At 67.9% G+C, this 20,355-nt stretch carries 22 protein-coding genes; 13 read left to right on the top strand and 9 right to left on the bottom strand.

Going from position 1 to position 20,355, the window contains the following annotated elements; all coding sequences use genetic code 11:
- Positions 1-75: 75 nt before the first annotated feature.
- Both SPHPHY_RS0117560 and SPHPHY_RS0117555 read left to right on the top strand, forming a co-directional pair.
- Positions 76-990 (top strand): hypothetical protein, encoded by a 915-nt coding sequence (locus SPHPHY_RS0117560; RefSeq protein ID WP_231370453.1) that lies wholly within the window; start codon positions 76-78, stop codon positions 988-990.
- Positions 987-1,388, top strand: a complete 402-nt coding sequence (locus tag SPHPHY_RS0117555; RefSeq protein WP_022687999.1) for a hypothetical protein — start codon at positions 987-989, stop codon at positions 1,386-1,388. The genes SPHPHY_RS0117560 and SPHPHY_RS0117555 overlap by 4 nt, the downstream gene beginning before the upstream one ends.
- Before the next feature lie 165 nt (positions 1,389-1,553).
- Here SPHPHY_RS0117555 and SPHPHY_RS20580 read toward each other — a convergent pair whose 3' ends face one another.
- Positions 1,554-3,965, bottom strand: a complete 2,412-nt coding sequence (locus SPHPHY_RS20580; RefSeq protein ID WP_022687998.1) for a hypothetical protein — start codon at positions 3,963-3,965, stop codon at positions 1,554-1,556.
- A gap of 110 nt (positions 3,966-4,075) precedes the next feature.
- On the opposite strand from SPHPHY_RS20580, the gene SPHPHY_RS0117545 reads away from it, so the two are divergent.
- From SPHPHY_RS0117545 to SPHPHY_RS20570, 3 genes are read left to right on the top strand one after another with little or no spacing between them, the layout of a single operon-like run.
- The gene (locus SPHPHY_RS0117545) at positions 4,076-5,590 is read left to right on the top strand and encodes an NAD(P)/FAD-dependent oxidoreductase (RefSeq protein ID WP_028057082.1); all 1,515 of its coding nucleotides are present in this window, start codon (positions 4,076-4,078) and stop codon (positions 5,588-5,590) included.
- A gap of 31 nt (positions 5,591-5,621) precedes the next feature.
- Positions 5,622-7,358, top strand: a complete 1,737-nt coding sequence (locus SPHPHY_RS20575; RefSeq protein ID WP_022687996.1) for a hypothetical protein — start codon at positions 5,622-5,624, stop codon at positions 7,356-7,358.
- Between the two features lie 10 nt (positions 7,359-7,368).
- Positions 7,369-9,072, top strand: a complete 1,704-nt coding sequence (locus tag SPHPHY_RS20570; protein WP_022687995.1) for a hypothetical protein — start codon at positions 7,369-7,371, stop codon at positions 9,070-9,072.
- Here SPHPHY_RS20570 and SPHPHY_RS0117530 read toward each other — a convergent pair.
- From SPHPHY_RS0117530 to SPHPHY_RS0117515, 4 genes are read right to left on the bottom strand one after another with little or no spacing between them, the layout of a single operon-like run.
- Positions 9,069-10,199: a GNAT family N-acetyltransferase gene (locus SPHPHY_RS0117530; protein WP_022687994.1), complete on the bottom strand. Its 1,131-nt coding sequence runs from the start codon at positions 10,197-10,199 to the stop codon at positions 9,069-9,071. The genes SPHPHY_RS20570 and SPHPHY_RS0117530 overlap by 4 nt on opposite strands.
- A 31-nt stretch (positions 10,200-10,230) precedes the next feature.
- On the bottom strand, positions 10,231-10,701 hold the full coding sequence (locus SPHPHY_RS0117525; protein ID WP_022687993.1) for a RidA family protein: 471 nt from the start codon (positions 10,699-10,701) through the stop codon (positions 10,231-10,233).
- 32 nt (positions 10,702-10,733) lie between these two features.
- Positions 10,734-11,315: a hypothetical protein gene (locus SPHPHY_RS0117520; protein WP_051148463.1), complete on the bottom strand. Its 582-nt coding sequence runs from the start codon at positions 11,313-11,315 to the stop codon at positions 10,734-10,736.
- A 44-nt stretch (positions 11,316-11,359) separates the two neighbouring features.
- Positions 11,360-11,638 (bottom strand): DUF3572 domain-containing protein, encoded by a 279-nt coding sequence (locus tag SPHPHY_RS0117515; protein ID WP_022687991.1) that lies wholly within the window; start codon positions 11,636-11,638, stop codon positions 11,360-11,362.
- 37 nt (positions 11,639-11,675) lie between these two features.
- Here SPHPHY_RS0117515 and SPHPHY_RS0117510 point away from each other — a divergent pair, with 37 nt between their 5' ends.
- A complete protein-coding gene (locus tag SPHPHY_RS0117510; RefSeq protein WP_028057081.1) occupies positions 11,676-12,038 on the top strand; it encodes a response regulator in 363 nt (120 codons plus the stop codon).
- A gap of 118 nt (positions 12,039-12,156) precedes the next feature.
- On the opposite strand, the gene rpmG is transcribed toward SPHPHY_RS0117510, so the two are convergent.
- Entirely contained in the window at positions 12,157-12,324 is a 168-nt protein-coding gene (gene rpmG / locus SPHPHY_RS0117505) for a 50S ribosomal protein L33 (protein ID WP_022687989.1), read from the bottom strand.
- A 164-nt stretch (positions 12,325-12,488) separates the two neighbouring features.
- Between rpmG and SPHPHY_RS20565 the strand changes: the two genes are divergently transcribed.
- The 4 genes from SPHPHY_RS20565 to SPHPHY_RS20560 all read left to right on the top strand — a co-directional run bounded on the left by SPHPHY_RS20565 (position 12,489) and on the right by SPHPHY_RS20560 (position 15,791).
- Complete coding sequence (locus SPHPHY_RS20565) at positions 12,489-12,746, top strand: hypothetical protein (RefSeq protein WP_022687988.1); 258 nt, start codon at positions 12,489-12,491, stop codon at positions 12,744-12,746.
- Between the two features lie 79 nt (positions 12,747-12,825).
- Complete coding sequence (locus tag SPHPHY_RS0117495) at positions 12,826-13,323, top strand: Dps family protein (RefSeq protein ID WP_022687987.1); 498 nt, start codon at positions 12,826-12,828, stop codon at positions 13,321-13,323.
- 31 nt (positions 13,324-13,354) lie between these two features.
- On the top strand, positions 13,355-13,540 hold the full coding sequence (locus SPHPHY_RS0117490; protein ID WP_022687986.1) for a DUF1328 family protein: 186 nt from the start codon (positions 13,355-13,357) through the stop codon (positions 13,538-13,540).
- 85 nt (positions 13,541-13,625) lie between these two features.
- Positions 13,626-15,791 carry a M3 family metallopeptidase gene (locus tag SPHPHY_RS20560; protein ID WP_022687985.1) on the top strand — a complete coding sequence of 722 codons (2,166 nt, stop codon included), beginning with the start codon at positions 13,626-13,628 and terminating at the stop codon, positions 15,789-15,791.
- A gap of 166 nt (positions 15,792-15,957) precedes the next feature.
- Here SPHPHY_RS20560 and SPHPHY_RS0117480 read toward each other — a convergent pair whose 3' ends face one another.
- Together SPHPHY_RS0117480 and SPHPHY_RS22095 are read right to left on the bottom strand one after the other, a co-directional pair.
- Positions 15,958-16,236 carry a GNAT family N-acetyltransferase gene (locus SPHPHY_RS0117480; protein ID WP_022687984.1) on the bottom strand — a complete coding sequence of 93 codons (279 nt, stop codon included), beginning with the start codon at positions 16,234-16,236 and terminating at the stop codon, positions 15,958-15,960.
- Positions 16,233-16,403, bottom strand: a complete 171-nt coding sequence (locus SPHPHY_RS22095) for a hypothetical protein (RefSeq protein ID WP_022687983.1) — start codon at positions 16,401-16,403, stop codon at positions 16,233-16,235. The genes SPHPHY_RS0117480 and SPHPHY_RS22095 overlap by 4 nt, the downstream gene beginning before the upstream one ends.
- A gap of 106 nt (positions 16,404-16,509) precedes the next feature.
- Between SPHPHY_RS22095 and recQ the strand changes: the two genes are divergently transcribed.
- The 3 genes from recQ to SPHPHY_RS21070 are packed head-to-tail and all read left to right on the top strand — an operon-like array spanning position 16,510 to position 19,154.
- Entirely contained in the window at positions 16,510-18,276 is a 1,767-nt protein-coding gene (recQ, locus tag SPHPHY_RS0117470; RefSeq protein WP_022687982.1) for a DNA helicase RecQ, read from the top strand.
- Between the two features lie 46 nt (positions 18,277-18,322).
- Positions 18,323-18,751, top strand: coding sequence for a TIGR01244 family sulfur transferase (locus tag SPHPHY_RS0117465; RefSeq protein WP_022687981.1), 429 nt, complete (start codon positions 18,323-18,325; stop codon positions 18,749-18,751).
- A gap of 10 nt (positions 18,752-18,761) precedes the next feature.
- The gene (locus tag SPHPHY_RS21070) at positions 18,762-19,154 is read left to right on the top strand and encodes a hypothetical protein (protein WP_022687980.1); all 393 of its coding nucleotides are present in this window, start codon (positions 18,762-18,764) and stop codon (positions 19,152-19,154) included.
- 277 nt (positions 19,155-19,431) lie between these two features.
- Here SPHPHY_RS21070 and SPHPHY_RS0117455 read toward each other — a convergent pair whose 3' ends face one another.
- Entirely contained in the window at positions 19,432-20,319 is an 888-nt protein-coding gene (locus SPHPHY_RS0117455) for an LOG family protein (RefSeq protein ID WP_022687979.1), read from the bottom strand.
- Positions 20,320-20,355: the final 36 nt, after the last annotated feature.

Here is a 20,355-nt window from a genome sequence, read left to right as displayed (position 1 = left end):
CGGTTCACCTTCGCGCCGGGCGGGCCGCGGTCGCTCGATCGAGTCGTCATCTCCCACGGCCGCCCGGAAGCGGCGTTGCAACGCCCCTCGGAGGCGGTGTGGCGAAAGGCGCCCGGCGCGCTGGCCGACAAGGAGCCGGCGGGCGGTGGCATCGTCGATGCTGTCTATCGCCCGGATGGGCAGACGGGATCTCTTCAAAACGTCCAGTTTCGACAGCCGCCGCGCCTGCCTCGCGGCAGCAACAGCCGTGCCTTTGAAGACCCGATGACCCTTGAGCAGACCTTCCCCGGCCTGCGCGACGCACCCGGCGGCGCCATCATCTCGCTGCTCGACAATGTCTTCGACATCACTGGTCCCGCGAACGAGTTGATGGCGGCGATGACGAGGGAGCGGAGCGCATTGCTCATCGAGCAGATTGCCGCATTGGATCCGAACTGGAAGTTTCAGTCACTCGGCTTCCCAACAACATGGGAGGGGCAGAAAAACCAACTGAATGACCTGCGAATGCAGCGCGCAGCGAGCTTCGTAAAAATGAAGGGCGAGGTGAGTCCGATGCAGGTTGAAACGATGCGCGTTATGCAAGGCATAGCGGATAGTGCTTACACCAGAGCAGTCAGACTGTACGAGCTCGGAAAGCTCAAGGGGCGCTTGTCGAGGGAGGAGGCGATCGGCACCTATGTCGATGATGCCGTTCGTACAGAGTTGAGGATGGTTTACAGACGATACTCGGTAAAGCAGATCGGCTCCGATATACGAGTAAACCGTCGGGAGTATGATACATCAAAGCCAGAGATGGCTTACAGGAGGCCAGATGCAAGGGTCGGTGGCGTTGCGTACGATGTTACTTTGTCTGAAAAAACATTGAAGACACCACAAATCCGTGGGTTCTTCAATGCAGATTTTCGTCCGAGTCACGTTATTATCATACGGCCGCGGCAGCTAGGGCCGGGAAGTAGCTATATAATTTCTCGATCGGAGGCAGGTAAATGACGTGCCGTATCGTAAGTTCGTATCACAATCCCGATCCATACGTCCCTGAGACATTGAGTGAACTCAATGATTACGTCGTGCCGATGATGGGAAATGCCCCGTTCTTCAAGGATGAAAGTGGCTACCTACCCGGCCGGAGCATCGATACAGAATTCTACGGTTTGATCGAAGGGTTCGGCAAGGTCCGCGACAAGATCGGCGAGGATCGCTACGCCGCGGCGATCGACATCGCCGCGCGCATGAAGGCGTTGTTTCTCGAGGCGGCGGACGAGGACGATCCCAAGACGATGGAGGGCATCCTGCTGATCCACGAACTCATCGACATCATCGATGCGGCGCGCGCGCGGCGCGTGAAGTCGAAGCTGAAGGACGAGGAGGGCCGCGTCACCGGCGACTGACGCAAGGAACGCGGCATCGGCACGCAATCCCGCCACCCCGGCCCATATCCAACGGCCGGCGCGTCACGCTATGCTGCGGCCCTGCGCCGGTCGCGCACGTCGCTTGTCGCATCCCGCCACACCCGATGTGCGCGCCCTTCGCAAACTTCCGCGCCGATACGGCCGCTATGACAAAGGCTTGCCCACCGCCACCGTGACCACATCCTCCGGCGCATCGAGCAACTTAAGGTACAATCGGTCACCCGCCGGCTTCGGTACGGTGAACGTCGTGCCAACATAGCCGGCCGGCACCGCCACCGCGCCGGCCCCGTCCGCGCTGCCCGCCACCGACGCGATCAGGAACAGCCCCTCGCCCTCGATCGTGCAATCCTTGTCCGGACACGCCACCCGCGTCAGCGCCGGCAACCGCACGACCCGCACCAGCGGCTGCCACTCGCCAAGCGTGTCGCCCTGCACCAGCCGCATCTTCAACGCGCCCACCGCACCGGCGCCCAGCGCCTGCCGCGGGACGAAGCTGCCGATGGCGACGTCGCCGCCCAGGGACTGCAGTTTGCCGGATGCTACCGTCAACTTCGTCGTGGCGCTGTCGTCGGCAGTCGCGATCTCGATCGCATCGTCGCCGGAAAGGCGCGTGCCGACCGCGCGCACCGAGAAGGTGAGCATCGCATCGGGCGGCAGCAATCCGGCGGGCAAGGTCAGCGGCAGCCCCGCGGCGGTGCCGGGCGTCGCGATGCGACTGCCGACAAGCTCCAGGCGCGGGCGCGGCGGGGTGATCGTCGCGCGCACGGTGGTGGTGCGTCCGTCCTTCAGCGTCACCTTGGCATCGCTCGCCCCTTGCGCCAGCGTTTCGGTGTTCGCCTCGGTGGTCAGCGCCAGCCGGTCGCCGCCGCCCGGATCGCGCGTCAGCGCACCCGCGACGAACGTCACCCCCGCCACCTCCAGCTTCGCCACCTGATCCAGCCGCGCGCCGACCAGCCGGCCTTCCCTGTCGCCGGTGTAGAGCGTGAACCCCTCCAGCCGGCTCGCCTCGGTCTGCCCCTTCAGCGTGATCTGGGCCGGCGCGGCGCCGCCATATTGCGCGACCATCAGCGTCAGGTCGCCCGGCCGGGTGCGCGCCAGCGGCAGCGTCGCGGTGATCTCGTCGGAGGCACTCGCCTTCCAGTCGACCGGCTTCGTGCCGCCGCTACGGTCGCGCAACGCCACCTGTTCGACGCACGCCGCCGCACCGCCGCGCAGCGTCAGCGGTGCGTCGCGCCCGACCACCACGGCGTCGTCGGGCTTGGCCTGCCACGCCCCCGGCGCGCCGTTCTGGACCGGGAAGCGCGGACCGGTAAACGTGTCGAACCCCCAGCGCCCGGTCAGCACCGCCTCGCCGATCGTGCTCTGTCCCAGCTGCTGCGCATCGGCGGACACGACCAGCCCGCCGCGCTCGGCATCGGCGGTCACCGGCAGCTCGATGGTCCGTCCGTCCTGCAATCCCAGCCGCAGCCGCAGGTCGCGGGCGAAGTCGGTCGCGAACAGCAGCGGCGCATCGTCGAGCTTCAGGGTCAGGCCGGGCTGCGCCAGACATACCGCCTCCTTCATCGCCGCGCGCAGCGGCGGCGGTGCCCCGCCGCCGATCGGGGGGAGCGGCGCGACCAGCACCGTCTGCGGGTCCTGGAAAGACGGCGGGCTGTTCAGCTGGAGTCGCAGCCGCTCGCCCGATCCCACCGCAAGCGCGGGGGCATATTGGTAGCTCGCGCTGCGAAATACCCCGAACAGCCGAACGAAGTCACGCGCCAGCGAGATGTACGGGCTGTACAGCCCTGCGCCACCCTCCTTGGTGGCGGCGAGGCTGTAGGCGAATTGCGTCGTCGTCCCGCCCAGCATTTCGGCCAACGTGGTGCCGCCGCCGGTCTGGAGCACCATGCCGTCGCGGTTCTGCGTCAGGCACGACGCCTGGAGCGAGCGCGCGCGCGACAGGCAGGCGGCGTCGAGCTTGATCGCCAGCGTGGAGGCGAGCGCGGTGGAGACCGGCACCAGCCGCTCGGGCGCCGTCTCCTCGATGCGCGCCACCCCGCCGACGAACGTCTCGAGCCGCGCGCGGTCCAGCGAGGCCTGGAACAGGTCCTGCGCGGCGCGGACGAACACGCCCGGGCGGCCGCGCACCGCCTTCACCAGCGCGTTGTACCCGCCGCCGGTCTCGGGTGCCATGAACGCGATCGCCTGCTGCGCGCCGGCCGGCACCGTGATCGACAGCGCGGCCTTCTTCGGGTTCTTGTCCCACGTCTCCGCCTTGAAGAACCAGTCCTTGGGTGGCGGGTTGGTCGCGCCGCGCAGGAACGCGACGACCAGCACGTAGCGCGCCGACTGGTCGGGGGGCAGGTCGGCCTTCACGTCCAGCCGGTCGCCGCCGCGGATCGACGGCACTTCGCCGGCAGGCAGCGTCACCGTGCCGCGGGTGACACGCATCGAAAGCACCGGCCCGGCGAGATCGAAGGTGGTGCCCTGCGCCGCGGCGGCGGCGGGCACCATCACCGGGGCGGCGATCGAGACGGCGGCCGCGACGGCCAGCACACGGTAGGAAAGGGCGCGCATCCGCGCGGCTATAGAACAGGTCCACCCTGCTGTGCCACCGCCCGCGACGTTAACCCCGCCTCAACCACTTTCATTCATTGCCATTCCATTCAAGGGAGCGGGTGGACGCGATGGCGAAGTCAGGCACTACGGTCGACGTAGCGATCATCGGTGCGGGGCCGGCGGGGCTCACCGCGGGCTATCTGCTGACCAAGGCCGGGTATTCGGTCGCGATCCTGGAGCGCGACGCGCGCTACGTCGGCGGCATCAGCCGGACCGTCGAGCACGAGGGCTTTCGCTTCGACATCGGCGGGCACCGCTTCTTCTCGCGCTCCCAGGAGGTCGTCGACCTCTGGAACGAGCTGCTGCCCGACGATTTCATCGAGCGCCCGCGGATGAGCCGCATCTATTACGAGGGCAAGTTCTACAGCTATCCGCTGCGCGCATTCGAGGCGCTCGGCAACCTCGGTCTCGTGCGCTCGGCGCTGTGCATGGCAAGCTTCGGCAAGGCGAAGCTGTGGCCGCGGCGCGAGGTGAAGAGCTTCGAGGACTGGACCGTCAACGCCTTCGGGCGGAAGCTGTATTCCATCTTCTTCAAGACCTACACCGAGAAGGTGTGGGGGATGCCGTGCGACCGGATGAGCGCGGACTGGGCGGCGCAGCGCATCAAGGGGCTGTCGCTATGGGGCGCGGTGGTCGACGGGCTGAAGCGCTCGCTGGGGCTCAATCGTCGTCCCAACGACGGCATGGGGCAGGCGAAGACGCTGCTCGAGAACTTCCGCTATCCGCGGCTCGGGCCGGGGATGATGTGGGACGCGGCGCGCGATCGCATCGTCGAGCGCGACGGTCAGGTGCTGATGGGTCATGCGCTGCACCAGCTGCGGCTGAGCGAGGCGACCGGGCGCTGGACGGTGACCGCCACCGGCGCCGAGGGCCTGGTCTCGCTCAACGCCGCGCACGTCATCTCCTCGGCGCCGATGCGAGAGCTGGCCAGCCGCCTTCACCCACTGCCCGCCGCGCTGCCGGAGGCGTCGAACCTGAAGTATCGCGACTTCCTGACGGTCGCGCTGATGATCCGTTCGCCCGATCTGTTTCCGGACAATTGGATCTACATCCACGATCCCAAGGTGAAAGTCGGCCGGATCCAGAACTTCCGTTCGTGGTCGCCCGAGATGGTGCCCGATCCCGCGATCGCGTGCGTCGGGCTCGAATATTTCTGCTTCGAGGGTGACGGACTGTGGACGTCGAGCGACGCGCAACTGGTCGCGCTCGCCACCGCCGAGATGGCGACGCTGGGCCTGTGCGATCCCGCACAGGTGACCGGCGGCGTGGTCGTGCGGCAGGAAAAGGCCTATCCGGTCTACGATGAGGATTATGCGCAGAACGTCGACATGCTGCGTCGCGAGCTGGAGGGTCGCTACCCCACGCTGCATTGCGTCGGGCGCAACGGCATGCACCGCTACAACAACCAGGACCACGCGATGATGACCGCGATGCTGACCGTCCGCAATATCCAGGCCGGCACGCGCGCCTACGACGTATGGGCGGTGAACGAAGACGCTGAATACCACGAGCGCGGCAACGAGGGCGAGGCGGCGGCGCTCGCCAGCCTGCGGCAGGTGCCGAGCGCATTGAAGGCCGCCTGACCTGTCCGGCGACAGGCGCCACGTCGGGCTGGTGCTGGCGGGCTGGGCGCTCGCCGCGCTCGTGCTGCTCGTCGCTGGCTGGGACGCGATCCGCGTGCGGCGCTTCGCCGACGCCGACGACGCGATGCGCCTGCTGGAGGTCCGCGACTGGCTGGGCGGGCAGGGCTGGTTCGACGTCGCGCAGCACCGGCTGAACGACGGCGATTTCCCGATGCACTGGTCGCGGCTGGTCGACCTGCCGCTGGCAGGGACCATGCTGCTGCTGCGCCCGCTGCTGGGCGCGGCGCTGGCCGAGCATGTCGCGCTGGTTGCGGTGCCGCTGCTGACATTGGCCGCGGTGCTGGCGCTGGTTGCGTCGATCGCGCGGCGCGTCGGCGGTGATGCGCTGGTCATGTCGTCGCTGCTGATCGCTGGACTCGCGATGCCGCTCACATTCCAGCTCGCGCCGCTGCGCATCGACCATCACGGCTGGCAGACCGTGTTGGCGCTCGCGGCGGCGCGCGCGGTGCTCGGATCGCCTTCCGCACGTACCGGGGTATTGGCCGGCATCGCGTTGGCGATGTTGCTGACGATCTCGCTCGAAGGCTTGCCGATCGCCGCGACGATCGCCGGCATCGCCAGCGTGGGCTGGGTGATCCGGCCGAGCCGCGGCGCGCAGCTGCGCGCGTTGATGGCCGCGCTCGCCGGCGCTGCCCTGCTGCTCCACGCTGCGACGCGCGGTCCGCGCTTCGCGTCGCCGGCCTGCGATGCGATGGCACCGGCGTGGCTGGCCGCGTTGAGTGTTGCGGCCTTGGGCCTCCTGCTTGCGAAGACAGTCGAACGGCGCGGCGCCGTCATGCGCCTCCTGGCGCTCGCGCTGGCGGGGCTGGCGACCGCCGCGACGATCGCGTGGGCCGCGCCGTCCTGCCTGGCCGGACCGTTCGGCAGCCTGCCACCGCTCGTCTACCGCGTCTGGTATCGCGCGGTGCTCGAAGGGCGCCCGCTCTGGGAGCAGGAAGCCGCAACCGCGATGACGATGATCGCGCTGCCTTTACTCGGCGTTGTCGGTGCCGCGCTGGGCTGGCGGCAGACGCGCGGCGAGGCGCGCGAGCGCTGGGCGATCCTGCTGGCGCTGGTCGTCGCCGCGCTGGTGATCGCGGTCCTCGTCACCCGCGCGGGCGCCACCGCCAACGCGCTCGCCGCGCCCGCCGCAGCGCTGTGGCTGGCCGCGGTGCTCGATCGCGCGCGGCGGGTCGAGCGCCCGCTGCCGCGTGTCCTGGCGACCGTAGCGGCGTTGGCGCTCGCCGCGCCCGGAACGCTCGCCGGGATCGTGGTGCTCAAGCTCCTGCCCGCCGGCGGCGCAGGCGTCGACATCCGCCATCGCATCTCTTGTACGACCGCGCTCGACATGCGCGCGCTGCGCCCTTTGCCGGCTGGCACCGTCTTCGCGCCGATCGACATGACCCCCGCGCTGTTGGTCGACACGCCGCAGCGCGCGATCGCCGGTGGCTATCACCGCGGTGCCGCGGCGATGGCCCGCGTCATCACCGGCTTCACCGCCGCCCCGCGGGCAGCCCGCGCGACGATCGTGGCGAGCGGTGCGGACTATCTCGCGGTCTGTCCGGGGATGCCGGAAATGGACAGCTACCGCCGACTAGCGCCGCACGGCCTGTGGGCGCGGCTCGAGCGTGGCGAACGCTTCGATTGGCTGCGCCCGCTGCCCGTGCGTGGCCCCGCGCTGGCGTGGCGCGTCATCCGCCCCTTGCCGGAAGGACGCTCCGCCCCGTAAGGCGCTGCCGATGCAGCACGACCGGCTTCATTGGTGGCAAACGCGATGGTTCGCGATCGCGGCGGTGCTCGCGGCGGCGATCCCGTTGCTATGGCCCGAGATCCCGCCGATCGTCGACCTGCCCGGCCACATGGGGCGTTACCGCGTCCAGCTCGATCGGGGCATGCACCCGTGGCTGTCGGACTGGTATTCGTTCAAATGGGCGCTGATCGGCAACCTCGGCGTCGATCTGCTGGTCGAGCCGCTCGCGCCGCTGGTCGGGCTGGAGGTGGCGGTCAAGCTGATCGTCATCTCGATCCCGATGCTTACCGTCGCCGGGCTGCTGTGGATCGCGCGCGAGGTACACGGCCGCATCCCCGCCACCGCGCTGTTCGCGCTGCCGCTCGCCTATGGCTATCCGGTCCAGTTCGGATTCGTGAACTTCGCGCTCTCGATGGGGGTGGGGTTGTGCATGTTCGGGCTGTGGCTGCGGATGGCGCGACGGGGCCAGATCCGGTGGCGCGCGGCGCTGTTCGTGCCCCTGTCGTGCGTTCTGTGGGTGGTGCACACATTTGGCTGGGGCGTGCTGGGCGTGCTCGCGTTTTCCAGCGAGCTGATCCGCCAGCACGATCTGCGCAAGGAGGCGGGAAGCGGGCATTGGCTCGAGAGCCTGATCCGCGCCGGGCTCGGCTGTGTCCCGCTCGCGTTGCCGATGCTGCTGATGGTGGCGTGGCGATCGGGGTCGGACGTCACCGGGCAGACCGCCGACTTCTTCTATTGGCGCACCAAGATCGCGTGGATCGTCATGGCGCTGCGCGACCGCTGGCTGTGGTTCGACATCGGCAGCATGGCGGTGATCTACCTCGTGCTGTTCAAGGCGTTGCGCGATCCGCGCATCGGCTATTCGCGCCACCTCGGGTTGTCGGCGCTGTTCATGCTGGCGGTCTACATCGTGTTGCCGCGGATCGTCTTCGGCTCGGCCTATGCGGATATGCGGATGGCGCCGTACATGATCGCGGTCGCGGTGATCGCGATCCGTCCGAAGCCCGGCACCACCTTCCGCCACGCCGCGGTGCTCGCCGCGCTCGGGCTTGCGTTCTTCCTCGTCCGCCTGGGCGGCACGACGATCAGCTTCCTGCAGTTCGATCGCGATTACGACGAGGAACTGGCGGCGTTGCCGCACGTGCCCGTCGGTGCGCGGCTCATCAGCTTCGTCGGGCACAATTGCCATAACGCCTGGCGCATGTCGCGGCTCGAGCATCTTCCCGCGATCGCGCTCGTGCGGCGGCTCGCCTATACCGACGACCAATGGTCGATGGCGGGCGCGCAATTGCTGACCGCGCGCTACACCGCCGCCGGGCCTTATGCGCACGATCCGACGCAGATCGTGACCTCGGTGAAATGTCCCGCCGAATGGTGGCGCCCGGCCAATTACGCGCTCGCCCGCTTCCCGCGCGATGCGTTCGATTATGTCTGGCTGATCCGCCCACCGGCCTACAATCCGCGCTTTACGGTGGGGTTGATCCCGATCTGGCGCTCGCCGAGCAGCAATTCGGTGCTGTTCCGCATCGATCATGACGCGGTCGTGCCGGAAGCGAGCGACGAGGAACTCGGCGTCCCGCGCTGGCTGATCGAGCGGATCAAGCGCCGCCGCGAACGGCTGGAGGCGCTACGCGACCGTCAGGAGCGCGAGCAGGAGCGGCTGGAACGGCTGCGGGTCGAGCAGGCGCGCTAGCCGCGCCTGAACGGCGTCAGCTCGCCGAGGAACGCCTGCTCCCCCTCCACCGCGGCGCGCTCCTGGTCGAGGAAGTCCGAAACGGCGCGGCGGAAGTTCTCGTCCGGGATATGATGCGCCGACCACGTCGACACCGGCGTATAGCCACGCGCAAGCTTGTGCTCGCCCTGCGCACCGGCTTCGACCCGCGCCAGCCCGCGCGCGATCGCGGCGTCGATCGCCTGATAATAGCACAGCTCGAAGTGGAGGAACGGTACTTCCTCCACCGCGCCCCAATAGCGTCCGTACAGCGCATCGTCGCCGATCAGGTTCAGCGCCCCGGCGATCGGCACGCCATCGCGCTCGGCGAGGATCAGCAGTACGCGCTCGCCCAGCGCCGCGCCCAGCAGCGGGAAGAAGCTGCGTGTCAGGTAAGGGCGTCCCCATTTGCGGCTGCCCGTGTCCTGATAGAAGCGCCAGAACGCGTCCCACTCGCGTGTACCGATCTCGGCGCCCGTCAGGTGGCGGATCGTCAGCCCCTCGACCGCGGCGGCGCGTTCCTTGCGGATCGCCTTGCGCTTCCGGCTGGCGAGCGCGGCGAGAAAATCGTCGAACGTCGCATAGCCGTCGTTCTGCCAGTGGAATTGCGTGCCCTCGCGGATCAACCATCCCGCCGCCGCAAAGGCCGGCACCTGCGACGGCGCGACGAAGGTGGCGTGCGCCGACGACAACTCGTGCTGCGCCACCACGGCCTCGATCGCCGCGATCAGCGCCGGCGCAGCACTTTCGTCGCGTAGCAGCAGCCGCGGTCCGGGCACGGGCGTGAAGGGCGCTGCGATCTGGAGCTTGGGGTAGTAGCGTCCGCCCGCGCGCTCCCATGCATCGGCCCAGCCCTGGTCGAAGACATATTCGCCCTGGCTGTGCCCCTTGGCATAGGCCGGCGCGATCGCGACCGGCGCACCGTCGTCGCCTTCGACGACGATCGGCACCGGTTGCCACCCGCTACGCCCTCCGACGCTGCCCGATTCCTCGAGTGCTGCCAGAAAGGCGTGGCCGACGAACGGGTTGGCGATCCCGGCGCACGCGTCCCACTGCTTGGCGGGGATCGCGGCGACGCCGGGCACCAGGCGCGCGGTGAGCGAGGTCATCGCGCGGAAGATAGGAATGCGGCGGCCGGGATCAAAGGGCCGGCCCGACCTCCACGATGGCATCCACCTCCACCGCGGCCCCCAGCGGCAGCGCCGCGACGCCGACCGCCGCGCGGGCATGCTTGCCCGCGTCGCCGAACAGCTTGGCCATCAGTTCCGACGCGCCGTTCGCCACCTTGGGGTGATCCGTGAAATCGGCGGTCGAATTGACGAACACGCCCAATTTCACGACGCGCGTCACGCGCTGCAGGTTGCCGAGATGCGCCTTCACCTGTGCGACCACCATCAAGGCGCATGCCTGCGCCGCGGCCTGCCCATCCTCGATCGACACGCCATCGCCCAGCCGCCCGGTGATCACCGCGCCGTCCTTGAACGGCAATTGCCCGGAAACGTGGAGCAGCCCGCCCGCCTCGACGACGGGGACATAGGCGGCGATGGGCGCGGCCGCCTTCGGCAGCGTGAGGCCCAGCTCTTGCAGGGCGCGATCGATACGGTCGGTCATCCGCGATGCTTGCCGTCTGCGGGCCCGGGCGGTCAAGCCTCCGCGGGAAGCCCGCCGTCGAAGCGGGCCGCGATCCACGCCTGCGCATCCTGCCAGTCGTCGATGCGCGCATGGGCGTACGGGGAGGGCGGGACACCGGGTGACAGCTGCGGCTCGGACACCATGTGCAGCCGCCACACTCCCGGCGCTTCCTGCGCAACCGATTCGTGGTGATGCGGCAGATCGTCGACGAACACCGTCACCGGGTTTCCATATTCCGCGACCAGCCGCGCGACGGGTGCACCCTTGCCGCCCTGATTGCATTCCACCCGGTGCGCAATGCCGTGCCCGGCCAGCTGGTCGATGCGGTGCGTGCGGCAATGATCCTCGAGGTTGGTGAGGATCACGATGTCGGCGCGCTCCGCCAGCGCGGCCAGCGCCGCCTGCGCATGCGGCACCAGCGTCTGGCGGTGCATCTCCTCGGGGAAGAAGCCGCCGAGGTAGCCGAACATCTCCTCGCGGGTCAGCGGCACGTCGCTGTCGCGGCGTCTCATGCTCTTGGCCAGTTCCCACGTCCCGATCGTGAAGTCGATCTCATGCGCCTCGCCCAGCCAGTCGGCGAAGTGGCGGACCATGTGCAACAGCACCTCGTCGCAATCGCAGATCAGCAGCGCGCGCGTCACGCCGCCTGCTCCAGCATGCCGCGTGCCGCAACCAGCGCCTCGGGGGTGTGGCCGGTCGAGTCGGCACAGGCGAGCAGGTCCGGCTCATGCCCCTCAAGGAACGCGAGAATCGCCGCAAGCGTCGCCGGATCATTCAGCCTCCCTCGCAGGTTGTCAGGCGTAAGCCCCGTTATGTCGATAAAGCGCTCCGCTCGTAACGGTTCGTTAAGAACGAAGGACAGAGCTTCGAGCGCTATCGCCGCGGCGTGATCCGTGTTTGTATCGTATCGCGCCATTATCTACTATCGCCGAGCAATTGGGAGTTCCCGTCGCGTGGCAAAAAGAGTGATCGTTGTCGAGGACAACGAACTCAACCTGAAGTTGTTCTGCGACCTGCTCAGGGCGCACGACTTCGCCGTGGAGCCGGTACGCGACGGACGCGAGGCGGTGGAGCGTGCGCGCGCCTTCGCCCCCGATCTCGTCGTCATGGACATCCAGATGCCGCATGTCACCGGTTACGAGTTGCTGGTGCAGTTCAAGGCCGACCCGGCGTTGCGCCACATCCCGGTCATGGCAGTCACCGCTTATGCGGGGCGCGAGGACGAGGAACGGCTGCGCGCGGCGGGCGCCGACGCTTATGTGTCGAAGCCGATCACACTGGCGCGGTTCATAGCGGCGATCAACTCACTGCTATGAAGCGAAAAAGCCACCGACGCAGGTGCGCGGGCGGCTCTAGGTCGCTGCGCCGGGTCCTTTGCCAGGATCCCGGCGTGCGTCACACGTAAACCTCCGGTCGCTCTCGCGACCCGTCGGCTTACTTGATCTTGGCTTCCTTGAACGCGACGTGCTTGCGCACGACGGGGTCGTACTTGTTGAAGCTCAGCTTCTCGGTCTTGGTGCGCGGGTTCTTCTTCGTGACGTAGAAGAAGCCGGTGTCGGCCGAACTGACGAGCTTGATCTTGACGGTGGTCGGCTTTGCCATGACCAGTTCCTAGCGAATGAAAACGAAAAATGCGGCGAAGGCTTCTCCGCCGCGTCAGGCGAGGGCGCTTGGCGCAAGCAGCCGGCGGAGTCAAGCATTGCCGCGTTTAAGCAGGTGGTAACTATGCCGCCTCTAGGGTGCCTGTCGAGGAGATACCCGTCATCATGCACGACGATATCATTACCGCCCGCGCCGAGCTGACGGCGCGAATCGCTGCGATCGAATGGCGTGCCGGCCCGTCGCGTCTCGCTCCCGATATCGAGCGGATCCAGGCACTCGCACAGCATCATCACCTTCCCGGCGCGGTCGCGGTTGCGAATCGGCTGCGGATGGCGCTGGCCAAAGGCGAGCGCGGGGTGCCGGTTCATCGCTGGCTTCAATTGCTGGGCGAAGCGGTCGCCGAAGAGCGCCGCGCCGCCTGATCGGCCCTTCCTTCCGCGCGGGAGCCAATCCGTGCGATAACCGTTACGCTCCCGACACCTGTTCTGCACGGAGCGAAACGTGACCGAGACCAACCCCGCCCTTGATACGCCGACCGATCTGGCGCGCAACGACACGCGCACCGTCGCCGATGCGCTGAACGCCTCGCTGGCTGACAGCTATGCGCTTTACCTAAAAACCAAGAACTTTCATTGGCACGTGAGCGGTCCGCATTTCCGCGACTATCACCTGCTGCTCGACGATCAGGCCGCGCAGATCCTCGGCGTGACGGACGCGATTGCCGAGCGTGTGCGCAAGACCGGCAACACCACGCTTCGGTCGATCGGCGACATCTCGCGCCGCCAGTCGATCAAGGACAACGATCGAGAGTTCGTGAACGCCGCCGACATGCTGGCGGAGTTGCGTGACGACAATCTGACGCTGGTCGAGCGTTTCCGCGACGTGAAGCGCGCGTCGGAGGATGCTGGCGACAACGCAACCAGCGGTATCGTCGACGAATGGACCGACCAGGCCGAGGAGCGCGCATGGTTCCTGTTCGAGGCCAGCCGCAAGGGCTGATGCTGGTCGATCTTCGTATGGAGTGCCGTCGATGTTGAAACTCGCTGTCATCTTCCTCGTCGCCGGGCTGTTGCTCGGTGCGCTCGGCTTCGGCGGCATCGGCGGCGCGTTCGTCGGTATCGCGAAAATCCTGTTCTTCATCGCACTGGCGTTGTTCCTGATCTTTCTCGTGCTCGGGGTGCTCGCCGGCAAGAAGGTGAAGGACGCGGTAGACTGAGCGGCCTCGGAATAGGGCAGCCATCTTGCCCCAGCCTGCGCGCGGGTGCATCACCGCGCGCAGGTAATGTTCCCGAGGAGTTCCGATGCGTCTGTCCTTTGCTGCCGTCGTGCTGACGGCATTGACGACCACTGCCGCCGTTCCCGCCGCCGCCCAAACCCCCGCCGTGCCAACGTCCGCGACGCTTCCTGCAAGCAATCCGTTCGCCGCCCCCAGTACGCTGCCGTTCGCGGCGCCGCCGTTCGACCGTATCAAGGACGCCGATTACCAGCCTGCGCTCGAGGCCGGGATGGCCGAACAGCGTGCCGAGGTAAACAACATCGTTCGCGTACGTTCCGCGCCGACCTTCGACAACACGATCGCGGCGCTGGAGCGCTCGGGGCGCCTGCTGGAGCGTGCCGCGCTCGCCTTTTACGGGGTGGTCGGCGCCAACACCAACGACGTCCTGCAAAAGACGCAGGAAGTGCTCGCGCCGAAGTTCGCCGCGCATCAGGACGCGATCCAGCTGAACCCGCAGCTCTTCGCGCGCGTGAAGATGCTCTACGATGCGCGCACCACGCTCCAGCTGACGCCCGAGCAATTGCAGGTGCTCACGCTCACCTACGAGAACATGGTCCACGCCGGTGCGCAGCTCTCGCCCGCCGACAAGACGAAGCTGAGCGCGCTCAACGCGCAGCTCTCGACGCTCGAAACCGCATTCCAGCAGAAGCTGCTCGCCGCCGCCAAGGCCGGCGCGCTGGTCGTCGACGACCGCGCGAAGCTGGCCGGGCTGTCGGAGGCGGAGATCGTGGCTGCGGCCGGCGCCGCCAAGGACCGCGGGATGCCGGGCAAGTTCGTGCTCACGCTCCAGAACACCACGCAGCAGCCGGCGCTCGCCGCTCTGACAGATCGCGCCACGCGTGAGGCGTTGTTCAACGCCGGCTGGACACGCGCCGAAAAGGGCGACGCGAACGACACGCGCGCGACGATCGCGGAACTCGCCGAACTGCGCGCGCAGAAGGCGAAGCTGCTCGGCTTCCCGACCTGGGCCGATTACGTGCTCGCCGACCAGATGGCGAAGAATCCTGCCACGGCGCTCGGCTTCATGCAGCAGCTCGGCAAGCCGGTCGGTGCCGAGCAGCGCCGTGAGGCCGCCGAGCTTCAGGCGCAGATCAAGGCCGAGGGCGACGACTTCGTGCTCAAGCCGTGGGATTGGGATTTCTATTCCGAAAAGCTGCGCAAGGCGAAGTACGACCTGAACCAGGACGAGCTGAAGCCGTATTTCGAGATCGACAAGGTGCTGACCGACGGCGTCTTCTACGCCGCCAACCAGCTGTACGGCATCACGTTCAAGCGCCGTACCGATCTGCCCGTCTATCAGCCCGACGTCATGGTGTATGAGGTGTCCGAGGAGAATGGGACGCCGATCGGGCTGATGTATTTCGATTACTGGAAGCGCGACAACAAGAACGGCGGCGCGTGGATGTCGAACTTCGTCAATCAGTCCAAGCTGCTTGGCACCAAGCCGGTGATCTACAACGTCGGCAATTTCACGAAGCCGGCGCCGGGCCAGCCGGGGCTCATCACGTTCGATGACGTCACGACGATGTTCCACGAATTCGGCCACGCGCTGCACGGGCTGTTCGCGAACCAGACCTATCCGTCGGTGTCCGGCACCAACACCGCGCGCGACTTCGTCGAGTTCCCGTCGCAGTTCAACGAGCATTGGGCGCTCGATCCGAAGGTGCTGCCGCATTATGCGGTGAACCGCGAGGGCAAGGTGATCCCGCCCGAACTGGTCGCCAAGATCAAGCGCGCTGCGACCTTCGACTCCGGTAGCACCTTCGGTCAGGCGCTGGCCGCCGCCGAACTCGACATGAGCTGGCACTCGCTGCCCGCGACGGCCGGGCGACAGGACGTCGCCGCGTTCGAGAAGCAGGCGCTCGCCGCGACCGGGCTCGACACCGACGACGTGCCGCCGCGCTACCGCTCCAGCTACTTCCTGCACATCTGGGGCAACGGCTATTCGGCCGGTTACTATGCGTATCAGTGGACCAAGATGCTCGACGCCAACGCCTATGCGTGGTTCGAGAACCACGGCGGCCTGACGCGCGCGAACGGCCAGCGCTTCCGCGACATGATCCTGTCGAAGGGCCATACTGAGGAATACGCCCCGATGTTCCGCGCCTTCAACGGCAAGGACCCCGAAGTCGCGCCGTTGCTCCACGACCTCGGCATCAACGCCGACGGCTCGCGCATCGCGGCGAAGTAAGCGATCGGACTAACGCGACCCCCGGCGCCAAGCCGGGGGAAGCGTCGCACACGCTCGAACCCCGGCGAGAGCCGGGGTACAGACGGAAGGACGTGGGTGACGCAAGCTGGCGTCGGTCGGCTCGCTTCGGGAAACAGCATCCGGCCGGCGCCCGACGATCGGCGACCTACGCCAGCAAGTCCCGCATCTCGGGGTGCTTCTCTATATACGCCCGCACGAACGGGCATTGCGGCACGACCCTCAGTCCGCGGTCGCGCACCAGATCCAGCGCCCCGCCAATCAACTTGCTTCCCACACCGCGCCCCTCGATCTCCGGCGGCACCAGCGTGTGGGTGAAGACGATCGTGTCGCCCTCCAGCTGATAGGCCGCGACGGCGCGATAGTTGCCGACCGCCAGCGTGAACTCCTGTTCGGAGCGGTTGTCGCGGACGCGTTCGACGCTCATCGTGGCGCTGCCGGCGCTTCGGGCGGCGCGTCGACGCCTCTCGCGGCGGGCGCGATCGGGCGGTTAGTGTCCGCGCGGTTCTCGCTCTCCGGCGTGCGGCGCTCGCACCCGGTCAGGATCGTGGCGGTGGCGAAGGTGAACAGGGCGAGATTGGGCCGGACGCGCATCGCGATCTTTCGCTGGACAAGGTCTGCGCACTACGCGCCACCGCCGCCCGCGTTCCGCAGGCGTGGTTGCGCGCGCGCCACCGCACGCCTAGGTGCAGCCGCGCACATGGCGCTCGATCCGCTTCCCGACCTTCACCGCATCTTCGGCTTCCCGGCGTTCCGCGGCGTGCAGGAGCAGGTGGTGACGCGCGTGCTGGCGGGTGAGCGTACGCTGGCGGTGATGCCGACCGGCGCGGGCAAGTCGCTGTGCTACCAGTTGCCGTCCGCGATGCTGGACGGCACGTGCGTCGTCGTCAGCCCGCTGATCGCACTGATGCACGACCAGCTGCGCGCCGCCACCGCCGTGGGGTTGCGGGCCGCGACGCTCACCAGCGTCGATGAAAACCGCGCCGAGACGCGCGGCCGCTACCTGGATGGTGAGCTCGACCTGCTCTATGTCGCGCCGGAACGCGCTTCCACCGCGGAGTTCCGAGACCTGCTGACGCGCGGCCGCCCGGCACTGTTCGCGATCGACGAGGCGCATTGCGTCAGCGAGTGGGGGCATGATTTCCGCCCTGACTACCGATTGCTGCGCCCGCTGCTTGATACGTTCGCGGACGTGCCGCGACTCGCGCTGACGGCCACCGCCGACGCGCACACCCGCGCCGACATCCTCGAACAGCTCGGCATCCCGCACGAGGGGATGATCGTCGCCGGCTTCGATCGCCCGAACATCCGCTACGCTATCCGCCCGAAGGACAACAGCACGCGCCAGATCGCGGACGTCGTGCGCGACACGCCCGGACCGGGCATCGTCTACGTCCAGACCCGCGCCGCCACCGAGAAGCTCGCTGCGCAGCTGGCGCAGATCACCGGTCGCCCGGTGCGTGCCTATCACGCCGGGCTGGATCCGGCGGTGCGGGCGCGGAACCAGGCCGATTTCGTCGCGTCCGAGGACATGATCATGTGCGCGACGGTCGCGTTCGGCATGGGCATCGACAAGCCCGACGTCCGCTTCGTCGCGCATGCCGGGCTGCCGAAGTCGATCGAGGCCTATTACCAGGAGACCGGTCGCGCCGGTCGCGACGGCGACCCGGCCGTCGCACACCTCTTCTGGGGCGCCGAGGATTTCGCGCGTGCGCGCCAGCGGATCGCCGAGGTCGAGCAAGCGCGCCAGCCCGGCGAGCGCCAGCGGCTGACCTCGCTTGGCGCGCTGGTCGAAACTGCGGGATGTCGCCGCGCGATCCTGCTTCGTCACTTTGGCGAGCACCCGCCGGAGACATGCGGCAATTGCGACAATTGCCTGTCGCCCCCCGCCGCGATCGATGCCACCGAGACGGCGCGCAAGTTCCTGTCCGCGGTGTTCCGCACCGGGCAGATGTTCGGCGCGACCTATATCGAGGAGGTACTGACCGGTAAGTCGAGCGAACGCAGCCTGATGAACGGGCATGAGGCACTGTCGGTCTGGAACATCGTCGAGGGTGCGGAACTTGCGATGCTCAAGCCGGTCGGCCGGGCGCTGCTGCTCAAGGATGCGCTGCGGACCAATGCGCACGGTGGACTGGAATTCGGCCCCGCCGCCCGCGCGCTGCTGAAAGGCGAATCGGTGCTGTCGCTGGTCGAACCACCCCGGCGCGAGCGGCGGCGGCGCGGCAGCGCGGCCGACAATCCGGTCGACGATCCGTTGTTCGAGGCGCTGCGCGTCACCCGGCGCGAACTGGCCAAGGAGGCCGGCGTGCCGCCATACGTCATCTTCCACGATTCCGCGTTGCGCGAGATGGCATCGCTTCGGCCCACCTCGCTCGCCGCGCTGGGGCGGATCGCCGGCATCGGGCAGCGTAAGCTCGACGCTTATGGACAGGCGTTCCTCGACGCGCTGCGCAGCCACGGCTGATACGTTTCCGGCTGACGGCGCGCGCGGGTTCCGCTAGGGTCCGGCCATGCTTCGCCCCCTGGATGAGACGATCGCGGTCGCCCCGCAGATCACCCCTGACGATGTTCCCGCGATCGCCGCCGCCGGTTATGTCGCGATCGTCAACAATCGCCCGGACGGCGAGGAGCGCGGACAGCCGGAAGGCGACGCGATCCGCCTGGCGGCGGAGGCTGCCGGGCTCGCCTACACCGCGATCCCGATCGCGCCCGGCGGCTTCTCGCGCGCGCAGGTGGATGCGATGGCGGCGGCGCTTGCCGCAGCGGACGGTCCGGTGCTCGCTTATTGCCGCTCCGGCACGCGCTCGTGCAACCTGTGGGCGCTGGCGCGCGCAGCCGGTGGCGACGATGCCGACGTTGTGGCCGCAAAGGCGGCGCAGGCCGGCTACGACCTCGGCGGGCTGCGCCCGGCGATGGACGCGGTGGCGCGCGCAGGCTGAGGCGGCGGCGATGCGGCTGGCGGCACTGTTCGGCTTCGGCCGGGCGGAGCGACGGATCGACACGGTCGAAGAAGCGATCGCCGCGGTGGCCGAGGTGCTGCCGGGCTTCGTCGCGTTCGATGCCGCGGTCGGCGACGACGGCCACGCGGCGCTGACGATCGATCGCCACGGGCGGCTCGCCGTCGTGGTCGCGCAGGGCAGCAAGGTTCGCGCGTGCAAGGTGGAATGGCCGATGCTGCGCACGATCGACGGCGGCATTCTGATCGAGACGCGCGACCGTCGTTTCAGCGCGGTCGTGCTCAACCGGCTGACGGCCGTCGACATCCGTCGCCTCGGCATGCCGCCGCTGATGCAGCGTGAGCCCGCGGTGATCGTCCGCCAACCGGAGCCGGTCGAAGCCTGACCGTCCCGCACGGCCGCGCCCGTCCCGAACGACGCGTAGTGCGCCTTCCGCTCACACCCTCGATAAGGCCGTGCCGATCGGATAGTTCGGCCGCGGGCTTCAAGCAGCCTCTTTCGTGTTCGGGTGACATCACCCCCGCCGTGCGCCGTGCGCCGTGCGCCGTGCGTCTGCCGCCGCCGCTGGCTAGCAAGGTCCCGGATCAAGTCTGGCACGACGCGCATCAACGCGAGGAGCGCACCGACGCAAGCGTCGGTTCGCTGCCCGCGTACGTTCGCCCCTACTTCCCGTCCGCCTCGCGGCGCGCCTGCCGGTCGCGATAGAATTGCTGAACCACCGCCCAGCCTTCCGCCGCGCTCTCGACATAGCGGAAGATGCCCAGGTCGCGCTCCGACACCACGCCTTCCTCGACCAGCGCCTCGAAATTGACGACCCGCTCCCAGAATTCACGGCCGAACAGCAGCACCGGCATTGGCTCGATCTTGCCGGTCTGGATCAGCGTCAGCAGCTCGAACAGCTCGTCGAACGTCCCGAAACCGCCCGGGAATGCCGCGAGGGCGCGCGCGTGGAGCAGGAAGTGCATCTTGCGCAGCGCGAAATAGTGGAATTGCGTGCTCAACGCCGGCGTAACGTAGGGGTTGGGCGCCTGTTCATGCGGCAGGACGATGTTCAGCCCGATCGATTCGGCATGGACGTCGGCCGCGCCACGGTTCGCCGCTTCCATGATCGATGGGCCGCCGCCCGAACACACCACGAAATGCCGCTTGCCCGCCGCGTCGCGCGGGAAGTTCGAGCACATCTGCGCCAGCTCGCGCGCCATGTCGTAATATTTGCTCTTGGCGACCAGCCGCTCGGCGATGCGGCGGCTCTTCTCGTCGGTGGCGAGGTCGAGCAGCGCTTGCGCCTTGGCCGGTTCCGGGATGCGTGCGGATCCGTAGAAGACGAACGTCGAACCGATATGCGCCTGGTCGAGGATCAGCTGCGTCTTGAGCAGTTCCAGCTGGAAGCGCACCGGGCGCAGGTCTTCGCGCAGCAGGAAATCCATGTCCTGGAAGGCCAGCGAATAGGCCGGGCTCTCGGTCTGCGGGGTGGAGATGCTGGTCTTGGCGACCTCGGCATCCTGCTTGGCGCGCGGAAAGACGCGGCTCGGTACGCGGGTGTCAGTCATTCCTCGCGGGATAGAACGCGATTCTTACAGTCGCAA

The organism is Sphingomonas phyllosphaerae 5.2 (assembly GCF_000419605.1).
In the GTDB taxonomy this organism is placed as follows: domain Bacteria; phylum Pseudomonadota; class Alphaproteobacteria; order Sphingomonadales; family Sphingomonadaceae; genus Sphingomonas; species Sphingomonas phyllosphaerae_B.
This window is presented reverse-complemented; position numbering and strand designations above follow the sequence as displayed.